The sequence below is a fragment of the Novosphingobium sp. BL-S-33 genome (assembly GCF_056857025.1).
The window spans coordinates 859,980-872,744 of sequence record NZ_CM166475.1; the positions used below are offsets into that span (position 1 = coordinate 859,980).

At 61.1% G+C, this 12,765-nt stretch carries 12 protein-coding genes; 7 read left to right on the top strand and 5 right to left on the bottom strand.

Annotated features, from left to right (window positions below; translation table 11 throughout):
- Positions 1 to 124 precede the first annotated feature (124 nt).
- From AC1VVM_RS20495 to AC1VVM_RS20505, 3 genes are all read right to left on the bottom strand, one after another.
- A complete protein-coding gene (locus tag AC1VVM_RS20495) occupies positions 125 to 1,018 on the bottom strand; it encodes a CsgG/HfaB family protein (RefSeq protein ID WP_482957268.1) in 894 nt (297 codons plus the stop codon).
- Positions 1,019 to 1,982: 964 nt separating this feature from the next.
- Complete coding sequence (locus tag AC1VVM_RS20500) at positions 1,983 to 2,702, bottom strand: cold-shock protein (RefSeq protein ID WP_482905593.1); 720 nt, start codon at positions 2,700 to 2,702, stop codon at positions 1,983 to 1,985.
- Between the two features lie 559 nt (positions 2,703 to 3,261).
- Complete coding sequence (locus AC1VVM_RS20505; protein ID WP_482905594.1) at positions 3,262 to 4,005, bottom strand: dienelactone hydrolase family protein; 744 nt, start codon at positions 4,003 to 4,005, stop codon at positions 3,262 to 3,264.
- Between the two features lie 256 nt (positions 4,006 to 4,261).
- Here AC1VVM_RS20505 and AC1VVM_RS20510 point away from each other — a divergent pair, with 256 nt between their 5' ends.
- The 3 genes from AC1VVM_RS20510 to AC1VVM_RS20520 are packed head-to-tail and all read left to right on the top strand — an operon-like array spanning position 4,262 to position 6,766.
- Entirely contained in the window at positions 4,262 to 4,621 is a 360-nt protein-coding gene (locus AC1VVM_RS20510; RefSeq protein WP_482957269.1) for a CHASE3 domain-containing protein, read from the top strand.
- Positions 4,603 to 5,859 (top strand): sensor histidine kinase, encoded by a 1,257-nt coding sequence (locus AC1VVM_RS20515; protein WP_482957270.1) that lies wholly within the window; start codon positions 4,603 to 4,605, stop codon positions 5,857 to 5,859. The genes AC1VVM_RS20510 and AC1VVM_RS20515 overlap by 19 nt, the downstream gene beginning before the upstream one ends.
- Positions 5,828 to 6,766 carry a magnesium transporter CorA family protein gene (locus tag AC1VVM_RS20520; protein ID WP_482905596.1) on the top strand — a complete coding sequence of 313 codons (939 nt, stop codon included), beginning with the start codon at positions 5,828 to 5,830 and terminating at the stop codon, positions 6,764 to 6,766. Before AC1VVM_RS20515 ends, AC1VVM_RS20520 begins: the two co-directional genes overlap by 32 nt.
- A gap of 227 nt (positions 6,767 to 6,993) precedes the next feature.
- Here AC1VVM_RS20520 and AC1VVM_RS20525 read toward each other — a convergent pair whose 3' ends face one another.
- Together AC1VVM_RS20525 and AC1VVM_RS20530 are read right to left on the bottom strand one after the other, a co-directional pair.
- The gene (locus AC1VVM_RS20525; protein ID WP_482905597.1) at positions 6,994 to 7,626 is read right to left on the bottom strand and encodes a TetR/AcrR family transcriptional regulator; all 633 of its coding nucleotides are present in this window, start codon (positions 7,624 to 7,626) and stop codon (positions 6,994 to 6,996) included.
- A gap of 84 nt (positions 7,627 to 7,710) precedes the next feature.
- A complete protein-coding gene (locus AC1VVM_RS20530) occupies positions 7,711 to 8,223 on the bottom strand; it encodes a VOC family protein (RefSeq protein WP_482957271.1) in 513 nt (170 codons plus the stop codon).
- Positions 8,224 to 8,367: 144 nt separating this feature from the next.
- Between AC1VVM_RS20530 and AC1VVM_RS20535 the strand changes: the two genes are divergently transcribed.
- The 4 genes from AC1VVM_RS20535 to AC1VVM_RS20550 all read left to right on the top strand — a co-directional run bounded on the left by AC1VVM_RS20535 (position 8,368) and on the right by AC1VVM_RS20550 (position 12,764).
- Positions 8,368 to 9,216 (top strand): SDR family oxidoreductase, encoded by an 849-nt coding sequence (locus AC1VVM_RS20535; protein ID WP_482957272.1) that lies wholly within the window; start codon positions 8,368 to 8,370, stop codon positions 9,214 to 9,216.
- Positions 9,217 to 9,348: 132 nt separating this feature from the next.
- On the top strand, positions 9,349 to 10,521 hold the full coding sequence (locus AC1VVM_RS20540; protein ID WP_482957273.1) for a hypothetical protein: 1,173 nt from the start codon (positions 9,349 to 9,351) through the stop codon (positions 10,519 to 10,521).
- A 39-nt stretch (positions 10,522 to 10,560) separates the two neighbouring features.
- The gene (locus AC1VVM_RS20545; RefSeq protein WP_482957274.1) at positions 10,561 to 11,751 is read left to right on the top strand and encodes a sulfotransferase family protein; all 1,191 of its coding nucleotides are present in this window, start codon (positions 10,561 to 10,563) and stop codon (positions 11,749 to 11,751) included.
- Complete coding sequence (locus AC1VVM_RS20550; RefSeq protein WP_482957275.1) at positions 11,748 to 12,764, top strand: alcohol dehydrogenase catalytic domain-containing protein; 1,017 nt, start codon at positions 11,748 to 11,750, stop codon at positions 12,762 to 12,764. Before AC1VVM_RS20545 ends, AC1VVM_RS20550 begins: the two co-directional genes overlap by 4 nt.
- Position 12,765 lies beyond the last annotated feature (1 nt).

Genomic DNA, 12,765 nt, shown 5'->3' on the forward strand with positions numbered 1-12,765 from the left:
ACATCTCAATAGCCGGTCGCTGCTCAGTCCAGCGGGCGGCGGCATGCCGCGCCAACCAAGCGCTGCCGGCTCTCTTCAATGAGGCCGGCAACGTCAGGCGATTATCGGGCCATCGGGCCGGGAATTACTGCGTAGGCGCGAGCTTGGTATTGAGCACCCAGCCGACATTGTCGTTCTCGTCGGCGATTTCCCACCACAGGCCATTCTTTTTGCCGGTCTGGTAGACCATCGCACCCGATGGCAGGGTGCGAATGACCCCGCCAGCGGCGGCCGTCTTGTGCATCGCGACCGGACCGATCGCCGTGAAGGTCTTGGTCGGGGCGGCCTCGGCCGTGGCAGCTGAACCCGGCTGGAGCAGACCGAGATCGGTCACCATCTTCGAATAGGCCTGGATGAAGGCCATCGTCACGATCTTGCCGATGTCGGTATTGTCATACCCGCCGCCGACCGCGCCGATACCGCCTCCAAAGAACCCGGATCCGCCGCCCGCACCGAACGAGAGACTGTTCTTGACCGCATAGCCTTCGGCGGTCTGTACAGTCTCGGTGGTCCGCACGTTGGTAAGCGACAACACCGTGTTCGCCTCCATCTTGCGGCTATTGATACCGCCTGCCAGCGCTCCGAAGCGCCCTCCGACCAGACCGCCCACAAGACCACCGACGGAACTTCCGCTGGCGTTGCGGTTCGCGGCCTGAACCTCGGCCACAAGGACATAATCGGCGGCCTTGATCTGACCCACGCCGACATTGGCCCCGCGTTGCAAACCGAGGCCGTTGCCGATGTTGCGCTCCTGTTCGGCCGCGCGAAGGCCCGTGCCGCGATCGACCAGATTGAAGCAGCCCGACCGCTGGATCAGCACCTTGAGCAGCTTGGAAGGCGGCGCAAGGCTGAATTGGGTCCATCCAAACGGATCGTCTCCATCAGCTACCGACACGGTGCCCAGCTTGCGCTCACAGTGGGGAACGTCATTCTCGGCTGCGACCTGCGCCTTCTGCGCGCCCGTTGGCTGTGCAGCCAACGCCGAAGTGGAAGGGGCGAGCAAAATTGCGGCCGACGAAATTAAAACAAACCGAAGCAATGAAGTCCTCCTTTTGGAAACAATAAATTATTCCATCAACACGGATATATTTGGAAAACATCTTCCGAACACGAATTATTTGATTTCGGTCGAATAGTTTTTCTGAATATGACGAATTATAAGAAATAAAATGCTATTCATCTGGATATTTATTTTAATTTTATTACTCTTTATTTTGTTTCGCGAGATTCAAAAAAAATTCTTCCAATGCGCAATGCCGCCATCGAGAAGGCCAAATCGTTATCTTACAAAAAGGGCACCCGGCATGTTCGGGTGCCCGTATATTCATTTTTCGTTATTTTTCATTAACAAACGGCTTTTCCGGACTGTGGCGCTGCGAGGGACGAACGTCTCACCAGTGCACGACAGTGCTCTTGGCAGGCAGATGAAGCCCTCATCCCGCCCCCCAATCGGATCGATGGGAAAACAGAACGTCAAATCGGCTACTGGAAAATGGAATGCGGCCGCCGCCGCCCGTTGAGGATCCGCCATCTTGGATGATCTATTCAGTGGCCTTGATGAATAAAGCCACCATTGCGGATCGACGATTGAGACGGACATGTAGCGCTACAACGCGGTAAAGGCGGCGCCTTCTTCGCGGACGGTCCGGGTAGTGGCCGTGGACGACATGAGTCTGAGCGCGCGTTGCCAAGGGGATCGCCAGCGTCCGGCGAACAAACCATCCGGATATTCGGACAGCAGAACGCATCACGCGAGGACATGTCTCTTCGCGTCCGCTGAAATTCGAGTGGGGATGAATTTGGGCCCGCGCAGCCCGTCGGCCGAGCCCTACGCGGTGGAGAGACTTCGGACGTAGCCGCCCAAATCGCTCCACCGCGAGAACATTATCAGAGCATCAAGCTCCCGAGCCGTCTCGCAAGAGCGGCTCGCAGTCGGTGTAAACTCAGCGTGCCGCCAGGTTTACAGCCGAGGTCTTGCCACGGCGGTCGACTTCGATCTCGAACTCAAGCTGATCGCCTTCGTTCAAGCCCGAGAGGCCCGCACGCTCGACAGCGCTGATGTGCACGAAGGCGTCCGGCTGGCCATCATCACGCGTGATGAAGCCGAAGCCCTTCATGGAGTTGAAGAACTTCACGGTGCCGGTGGCCTTTTCGCCGGTCAGCTGGCGCTGCGGCGCAGCCGATTCGCGCTTGGCAACGGCGATCACTTCGCCCACGACCACCAGTTCGCTGGCCGAGATCTTGCCGCCGCGATCGACGAGCTGGAATTCAAGCTGCTGACCTTCGGCCAGACCGCTGAGACCGGCGCGCTCAACCGAGCTGATGTGCACGAACACATCGTCGCCACCGTCTTCGCGCTGGATGAAGCCGAAGCCCTTATCCGAGTTGAAGAACTTCACAACGCCGCGGCCTTCGCCAACGACTACCGAGGGGGCACCGCCGCCGCGCGGGCCGCCGAAGCCGCCACCGCCGCCGCCGCGCGGGCCGCCGAAACCGCCGCCGCCGCCGCCAAAGCGATCGCCGCCGCCACCAAAGCGGTCACCACCGCCGCCAAACCGGTCGGAACCGCCGAAACGATCACCACCAAATGGGTTCGAATCGCCCTCTCCGAAACGATCCCGCTTGCCGCGGCCGTTCCCGCGATTTCCTCTGTCAAATGCCATGACTACGAACGTACCTTCGCTGCGCTCAGTAAAAAAATTCACCCATGCGCGTGGACGCAGCACGCAGGGCGTCAGGACGTAGTAGCAGGAAAAAAGCCCAGCGCGTACCTGTAAAGCGATTATGCCTATGGCAGCGGCAGAAGATCAATAGCTAAGTAATTCCGTAAGGCGGCCAATTTCGGTATCCGCCGCCGCCATCGCGAATGAGAAAAACCGCGAATTCCATCGCAAATACGGTGATCGGCGGCCTTGTCTGACCATATCGGACAGAGGTGATTCGAGCCTCGACAGCACATAATCCGGGTTTTCACCCTCCGAAAAAACTCTGTCGTATGCTACGAATTTTTGGGCATTTTCAATCGCGGCCTAAGCCCCTGAGAGTCTGTTGGAAAATGCCGGTCGGTGCCGGAAAACTCGCTTTCGGCGAATTTCCAGACATCCTCCGGCGACTCGGAATATGCGGAGAACAAAGAATAAAGAGCGTGATCCGATTCAGCGTTCGGATCACGCTCCAACGAAGATTTATCCGATTCCGGGCCTTGGCACGGATGGCGTCCGCTTACTTCATGTGGGCATCGAACAGTGCCAGCGCTTCACCCCAGCCGCGTTCCGTCGCTTCAGCGTCGAAAATCGGGAAATCGGGCTTCGTCCACCCATGGGCAACGCCCTCGTAGATCTTGCAGGTATTGGTCACGCCCGCTTCATTCAGCGCCGCTTCCAGCCGCTCAGCCATGTCGAGCGGATAGGAATGGTCATTATCGGCGCCCAGAACCAGCAGTTCGGCCTTGATCTGCGGCGCCAGCAGATGCGGGCTGACCTCCTTGTCAGTGGCCAGATTGCCGCCGTGGAAGCTGACCGCTGCCGCCACGCGATCGGGGAAGAAGCCTGCCGCAGCAATGGCCATGCCGCCGCCCATGCAGAAACCGACGGTGCCGATCTTGTCACCCTTCACATCGCTGCGGGTGTCGAGATAGGCGATCAGCGCCTCGGTATCGGTGCGACCGGCCTTGTGATTGTCCGTAGACGCCATCAGCGGCGCCACGTCCGTGGCGAAGGCGTTGTTGGCGAACACGTCCTTGGGGACCAGTGCCTCATAGGGTCCATGGCGGTAGAACAGGTCGGGCAACAGCACCAGATAGCCCGCATCGGTCAGGTTCCTGGCCATTTCGAATACGGCCGGCCGGATGGCGAAGGCATCCATGTAATAGATGACCGCGGGCCAAGGGCCCTCCCCTTCGGGCGTGAGCACGTAAGTAGTGCAGGTGCCGTCAGCGGTTTGGATCGATACGGTCTCTTGGGGCATAAAGCGCTGTCCTTCGGGGCAGGGAGAAATGGCGAAGCGCATATAAGGGCTGGCTTCGGTTTCGTAAGAGGCCAAGCCTGCCGGTCGAACGAATGACAGATTCTTGGCGATTACGTGACCCTGGCCGCGCTTTATATGCGTACCAAAACCTAAGGTATCATTAGGCAATAAAAGGAACTTTCGATCCATCAACAGGGGCCGGCCACGACGGTTCCCGATAACGCCATCGCGGCCTCCGGCATTCCGGGAGCCTCGCATGACGCCTGCGCCGCCAAGGGAAAACCTGCTTGCCCGCCATGCCACGGCAATTGCCATAGGCGTGATTACCCTCGTTTACCTGTTCGCTGCGCTCATGTTCGTAAGTCAGGATGCCGCGCTCGGCCGGGCGCGCGGCTGGGTGGATCATACTTACCTGGTCCGTCGGCACATTTCCCTCCTGCGCGATCTTTATGAAAGCGCCGGGACCGGGCAGCCCGGCTATCTGCTGACCGGAAATCCCGACTTTCTTCAGGCCTATCACGATGCCCTGCGAGACGGCAAAGCGCCTCGCTCGATGATGGCGGAACGCCCGAACACCGCTCCATCCGGCAGGAACTGGTGCTGCTGCGCAACCTGACGGCTGACAATCCCTCTCAACAGGCCAATCTCGACGAGATGGACGTGAGAAGCCGGGCCCTGCTCGACTATCTGGCCGCAACGATAAATGCGCGCGGACCTCAGGCTCCCGAGCAGCCCGCAGCCGTGGCGGAAGCGACGCTGATCCACGGCCGGTCGCTGATGGAGCACGTCCGCGAGCAACTCACCATCATGGGCGCGGAAGAAGAACATCTGCTCCGGCAGCGTCAGGAAGTCGACGCCGCCAATCTCGATCACAACAAATGGCTGATGGGGATCGTTACGCTGTTCTACTATGCCTGCATCGTCCTTGCCGTTTGGCTCTATCAGCGCAGCCGTGCCCGCTCGCTGGCCCAGCAGCTGCTTTACACGCAGGAGCTGGAACGGCGCGAGGAAGAGCTCAAGATGCAGCAGGAAGAGCTGAAAGTCTCGAACGAGGAAATCGAGGCGTCGAACGAGGAGCTTGAGGAAAAGACCAGCGCGCTGGAGGAGCAGAACGAACGCATCCGCGCTCAGTCGCGCGATCTGGAGGAAGCCAAGCGCCTGATCGAGGAAAAGGCCCGCGAGGTCGAACAATCGTCGAAATACAAATCCGAATTCCTCGCCAATATGAGCCACGAGCTGCGCACGCCGCTCAATTCCCTGCTGATCCTGTCGCGCGGGCTTGCGGCCAACGAGACAGTCAATCTGACGGCCGAACAGGTGGAAGAGGCGCGCGTCATCCATAATGGCGGGCTGGAACTGCTGGGTCTCATCAACGATATTTTCGACTTGTCGAAGGTAGAGGCCGGCAAGATCAGCATCATTGCCGAGGACACCCCCGTCGATGCCATGGTCAGTCATCTCAGCCAGAGCTTCGAGCCCGTGGCGCGCGACCAGGGCGTGGCGTTCCACATCGAGCACGATCCGGCTCTGCCGGCGCGCATCAACACCGATGCCCAGCGCGTCGAGCAGATCATGAAGAACCTGTTGTCCAACGCCTTCAAATTCACGGCGCGCGGTTCGGTGACGCTGACCGTGCAGCGCGACAAGAAAAGCGATCATCTGCTGATAGAGCCCGATCGCGGCCTGAGCCTGTCGGTCGATGAAAAGGTGAATTACTGTCGCTCGGCCATCGATTCGCTGTTCGAAAGCGCCGCCTCCGCGCACTTGGAACGTTGTCCAGATCCAATTGTTGTTCCCGTGTACCGTGCCACGGGAGAGCAACATGCTGAGAGCGTTCCCGAACGGGCAGGATGAGCGCAACGCCAAGTGGCTGGATCTGCTGTCACCCGATGAGGGCGAGCGGAACATGGTCCGGGAGCGCTATGGCATCCATATCCCGGATCTGGACGCGCTTCGGGAAATCGAAACATCGAGCCGCCTCCGCGCCGACGGCCACATCCTTTACATGAGCGCGCCCCTGATTGCGGGGGTCGATACAGGGCATTGGCAACTGGCGCCAACCGGCTTCATCTTCACGCCCGAAGTGCTGGTCACGGTTCGCTATGCCGAGTTGGCGACATTTGCGTCTGTTGCCGACGAGTTGCGACATGCGCCGCAGCTCACCTCGGCGTCCGCGCTTGCGGCATTGCTGGAAGACATTGTCGACCGTGCGGCGGACCACCTCGAACACGCCTCGGAAATCGTGTCTCAGGCATCTCAATCGCTGTTTTTCGAGGAGACCACCAGACAGGGGCTCCGGAGAGAAACGCGAAAGATCCGCGAGATCATACGCAACATGGGCCAGGCGAGCGACCGTGCGTCCCGTGCACGTTATGCGTTCCTGAGTATCGGGCGCATGGTGAGCTTCGTTCTCGATCGCTGCACGCCGAAGCTCGACCAGGCGATGCAGGACAGGCTTGAATCGCTGCGCCACGACATCAACTCGCTCGACGAGTTCGAGACCAGCCTGGGCGGCCGTATCCAGCTTCAGCAGGACGCTGCGACTGCCTTTATCAGTATCGAGCAGAATGACGTGGTGAAAGTGCTGACGGTCGCGTCCGTGGTGGGCATTCCGCCGGTGCTTGTGGTTGGCATTTACGGCATGAACTTTCACGTCATGCCCGAACTGAGTTGGCGGTTAGGTTATCCCTTCGCGCTCGTCCTGTGCCTTGTGTCGACCATCATTCCCTATCTGTGGTTCAAGTGGAGGGACTGGATTTAGGAGCGTCAGTTTGCCGGGGAACGATCATGCCAGAGCCGTTCTCCCCGACCGCCCCTAAACAACAAAATCGGCCCCCAAACCCCGTCATCCCCGCGAAGGCGGGGATCCCGCTCCTTTTTGCGTGGCACGAAACCGCAAGAAAGCGGGCCCCCCGCATTCGCGAGGGCGACGAAGCGATATATCGATTGCTCACGCTCCATTCGAACGTGGCGCACTAATGAAACGCTCTATTCGGAATTGGCGCTGATACCGTCGAGCACGAAATCCACGATCGCAGCGTTGATATCGTCATCATCGGCCAAGCCTTTAGGGAACAGCACGTCCTTGAACATCACGTTGGCAAGGACCGCTCCGAAGGACACCCTGACCATCAGACGCGGATCGACGCGCGGCTTTTCCCCCACGCGCTGCTCCTGTACCTGCGCGCCCTTTTCGAAGTAGGCATTGAGGCTGTCGATAGCCTCGGAACCGGTCGCATCCTGCTGACCGTAATTGCTGGCGGTCAGCACGGCCAGCAACAGCTGCGAATGCTCCGAGAGGAAGCGCTGCAACTCGGTAATGTACAGTTCCGCGTTCTCGCGCCGGGTGCCCCTGTTGGTGCTGCCGACCGCATGGCTGGAACTGAAGCGTTCGAGATGGTCGTTCAGGGGGCGGAACACCGCCTCCCGAAACAGCGCCGCTTTCGACGAGAACATCCGGAAAAGCTGCGCCTCGGTGGTTTCCGCCTTGCGCGCGATGGCCGCCGTGGTGGCGCCGGAATAGCCGCACTGCCTGAATTCCGCCTCGGCCGCCTGAAGAATTCGGCTGGTCACTTCCTCGGAGGTGCGCCGTTTGCGGCGTGCAGGCTTCGTTGATTCCACGGGGGCTCCAGTTGTTCGTGTCGGCATTCGCCGATTACGCCAGATGGTCCCCGGAAGGAAACCTGTAGATCGAGCAGGGCCCGGTCATTGCCGGGGCACGGATTCGAAAAACGCGATCCCGGTGAGATTGGCGAAGAGATATTCCAGATAGTGCCCCAGTTGCGGCACATCGACGAAACAGGCGTCGAGCAGCGAATTGCTGCTGCGATAGGGAATATCCCAGCCATTGCGTTCCGCCTGCCGCATCACGCCGTCCCACTGCTCCTTATCGTGAATGAGAAAGCCTAGGTGGTGATGCCAGATCTTCACGCCTTCGCCGGCGGGCTGCCGGCTCATGTAGATCGCCGAGCCCGGCCCGGTCGCCTCGATCAATTCGTACATGATGGAGCCGACCCACGCCAAATCGGCCTTGATGTAGCCACCTGCCGCAAGCGGCCCCTCCAGCCTGCGGAATTCGCGAATACCCAGACCGCTGGCGAAGAACTCCCGCGCCTTTTCGATATCGTTGGTGGCGTAGGCCATCTGAAAATGCTCGGCGCGGAGCAGGCCCGATCCGGTATCGAAAGTTCCACCCTGCCTTGCGAGCTTGAGATCCATTGACTCGACACTCCCCTATCCGATTGCCTTCGGTACATAATGATAGTGTATGCTATCTATCTTGCATCGCCAATAGCGCCGCCGTAATGAGGAGCGCGAAAACCGGCACCCAAGCCGGAAGCAATCGGGATGGGAGTGCGCGTAATGGTGCAGGGCTTGGATGGGCTGGGATATCGGGGCAAGACCGTGGTCGTCACGGGCGGAGCGTCCGGCATGGGCGAAGCCGTCGCCCGCATTCTCGGCGAACTTGGGGCCCGGGTGCACATCGTCGATATCCAGACGCCCAAGGTACCTCATGCCGGGTTCCACGCCTGCGACTTGTCCGATTTCGCGCAAGTCCGCGCTACAGCCGAGGCGCTCAAGGCGCTGGCGCCCATCGACTTTCTGTTTCCCTGCGCCGGATTGCCGCCCCATGTGAAGGGCGCGCTCTACTGCATGCGGGTAAACTACATCGGCACGCGGTTGCTGGTGGAGCAGCTCGTCCCCTCGCTCGCCGATGGCGCCGGAATAGCGCTGATCTCCTCGGACGCCGCGATGGGCTGGCAGAAGAACCTTGCCCAGAGCGTTGAAATGCTGGCCATCTCCGATCCCGACGAAGCGCTGGCATGGGTAGAGGCCGATCCCGCGAAGCGCCTGCGCGATGGTTACACCACGTCGAAGGAAATGCTGGTTGTCTGGGTCCAGAACGCAGCAGTGGCACTGGGCAACACCCGCCGCATCCGCTTCAACGCGATTGGCCCCTGCCCCACCAAGACGGCGTTCATGGAACAGTCCGCCGACGTGCTGAGCCAGGAATTCCTCGATAGCTGGCCCTACCCCTCTCTCGGCCGGATCGCGACGGCGGAGGATCAGGCCTGGCCGCTCATTCTGCTGAACAGCCCGCTCAACGGCGCGGTGACCGGATCGTTTCTCTATACCGATCAGGGCTTCGCCAGCGGCGTCATGACCGGGGCGATCGATCCCTCATTCATGATGGGCAGCCAAAAGAAGTAAGATCGCTGCAGCGTAGAGAGATCGGGCATCGGCTGCGGAAAATCGCTTGCCGGAAGCGCGTTCACAAAGATAGATAGTTATCACTATCTTTTATGTCGCCGGTCCGGGCATCGGCAGGGAGAGGCTACCGTCGTGGAAATCGAACCAACGCTGCTTGCCTATCTGACCGATCTTGAAAGCGCGGTCGTCAATCTGGACAAGACATGGCGGCCGGACGATCCCGCCTACCGGGCGGACGTCTATCGCCAGACGATGACCAGCCTGTCCTACGCCTATTTCGCGTACTTTCACGCCACGCCCGAGCATCCGGACTGGGCGCCACTGTGGAACCCGGTCTACACGCTTCAGCCCAATCCGGACGATATCTACGTCCAGTCGCCGATCCGGGGCGACCTGACCTACCGGATCTCCGGCAATCGCGGCACCTGCAAGATCCTCTCCTTCACCAGCCAGAAGGTGCAGTCCGGGTCGGTCGACGAAATGCCCCGCCCCAATGGCCACAACGAAGTGGACGATGCCGATCTGGGGTTGGAACTCGGCGAGGATTTCTCGGTGATCTTCAGCGCCGAACGTCCGGCCGGTTACGAGGGCAAGTGGGCGAAGATCGATCCCGAGGCAGGCTATCTCTACTTGCGCTATCGCAGCTACGACTGGCTGAACGAAGTGGACCCGCGCCTCTCCATCGAGTGCCTCGATCCCGTCCCGCCCAAGCCGCGCCTTTCGCCCGAGGAAATCCTGCGCCGCATCCGAGAGATGGCGAAGTTCCCGGGCCGCAAGACCAACCTCTACTACCCGATGCAGAACGGCGTGAAGGAACGGGTCGGCTTCAATGTCTTCGAACCGATCCGCATGCCCGGCGCGTTGGTCAAACAGGTCTATTGGCCGGCCTGCTTCCAGTTCGAGCCGGATGAGGCGCTCATCATCGAGACCGATATCCCGGCCCGGGCGCCGTACTGGAACATCCAGCTCAACGATCCGTACTTCAACGCGCTTGAATATGTCTATCGGATTTCCAGCTCCAACGGGCATTATGCGAAGCTCGGCTCGGACGGAAAGTACCGCGCCGTGATCGCGTTGGACGATCCAGGCGTGCCGAACTGGCTCGATCCGGCGGGCTATACCGAGGGCGGTATCTACGGCCGCTGGTACGACTGCGACAGCGAGCCCACCCCGACGATCACCCGCGTCAAGCTTGCCGACCTGCGCGCGCACCTGCCTGCCGATACGCCGGTGGTGACACCCGAGGAGCGCGCCGAGGAACTGCGCCAGCGCGTGCGCGCCTGTCAGCGGCGGCGGCGCTGGTAACAGCGCGAACACCGGCAAAAAACAAGAGAGAGTCAGGCCATGGATTTCGGTTACGATCCCCCGGAGCAATTCCGCACCGCCAGCGACCGGGCGCATGAGATCGTCGCCGCCGAACTGGGCCATGACGACTTCGGGCCCGGCGACTATCTCCCCGGCCTGAAGGTCATGCTCCAGTCGATGGACTATGACCCGCACTTCACCGATCGGGGCCGGCGGGCCGCCTGGGGCCAGATCGTCGGCGTACTGCGCAGCCGCGCCGGGGCCTTCCGCGCAATGAAGGACAATCCCGGCTTCGATGCGGTCGCCATCGCCAGCCCGGTCGTCATCACCGGCATCCCTCGTACCGGCACCACTGCCCTGCACCGCCTGATGGCGGTCGATCCGCGCTTTCAGGGATTGCAGACCTGGCTGCTCGACGCGCCGATGCCCCGGCCGCCGGTGGAGCAGTGGGAGAACTATCCCGAGTTCCGCAAGTCCCTCGCCCTGATCGAGGCACGCTATGCGGTGGCGCCGCAAAAGCGCGCCGCGCATCACGTCGCGGCCGAGGAAGTCCACGAATGCTGCATGCTGCTGCGCCATTCGTTCGTATCGAACCTCTGGAACTGCGGCTGGTCGGCGGCAACTTATGACGCCTGGTGGCAATGCCAGAGCGAAGCACCGGCCTACGACTACTATCGCCAATGCGTCCAGCTCATCGGCGTGAACGATCGCGACAAGCGCTGGCTGCTCAAGAACCCCGGCCATATCGACAATCTCGACCTGCTGTTTGCGGTGTTTCCCGATGCCAAAGTCATCCAGACGCATCGCGATCCAGCCAAGGCGATCCCCTCGCTGGTCTCGCTGCTGATGGCCTCGCACCCAACCATCGAACAGGACCGCGCCGACCAACGCGCGGCGATCATGCTGGAACGCGAAGTGGCGAAATGGGCAAACGCGGTCCGCAAGGCGGAGGCGGTCCGCAGCCGCCATCCGGGGCAAGTGCTCGACGTGGTGCACCGCGATTTCCATCGGCAGCCGATGGACGTGCTCGAACGCATCTACGATTTCATCGGCATGGACATTCCCGATACCACCCGCGCCGGTTTCGCGCGGCGGATCGAGGAAAAGCCGGAACTGCAGCACGGCGTCCATCGCTATGCGATCGCAGACTACGGCATGACCGAAGAACAGGCGCGGGCGCCGTTCGGAGACTATATCCAGCGCTACGATCTGGTGGAGAAGGCCAAGTGAAGGCGGCGATCTATCCCGGCAAAGGCCAGCCCATCGTCATCGAGCAAGTGGCGGACCCTCGCCCAGGCCCGGGCGAAGTGCTCATCCGCGTGCATCGCTGCGGCATCTGCGGAACCGACTTGTCGATGACCAAGGGCGGGGTCTGGGACTACGGCCCGAACGCCCGCTTCGGCCACGAATATGCGGGCGAGATCGTCGAACTCGGCCGCGAGGTCGAGGGGTTCCGGATCGGCGAACGGATCGCGGTGCTGCCCTCGGTAGCCTGCGGCCAGTGCCAGTCCTGCCATGCTCACGGCAATAACGTGCTGTGCCGGTCGAGCCCGGCCAAGGCGATGGTCGGTTTCGCGGAGTTCGCCAGTATTCCCGTAAGCGTCGCGACGCAGCTGCCCTCTACCTTGTCGCTGACCGACGGCGCGCTGATCGAACCGCTGGCGATCAGCCTCTACGGCGTCAATTTCGCGGCGATCAAGCCGGGCGACCGGGTGCTCGTGCTGGGCGGCGGCACGGTCGCGCTTTACGCGATCTACTGGGCACGGCGACTGGGCGCCGGACGCATCGTCGCCATGTCGCGCTCGGCACGCCGCAAGGACCTGTCATTGGCGATGGGAGCGGACGCCTTCGTCGAGTACGGCGACAGCGAGATCGGCGAGGTCACGGAAGCGCTGGGCGGCGCTCCGCAGATCGTGTTCGAATGCGTCGGCGCCGAGGGCATGCTGACCAAGGCGATCCAGCATGCAGAGCAGTTCGGCCGGATCGTCTCACTGGGCTTCTGCACCGCGCCCGATCCGATTATTCCCGCGATCGCATCGTACAAATGCGTCTCGATCCAGTTCGCGGTGGGCTATTCGATGAAGGAATTCACATACATCGCCGGCCAGATGGACAAGGGCCACGTCGATCCGAAGACCATCGTGACCAACGAGATCCCGCTCGTCGATCTCCCGGCGATGTTCGCCACTCTGCGCGGCCCGAATGACGAGACCAAAGTCCATGTTCGCTGCAACGAATTGTGAG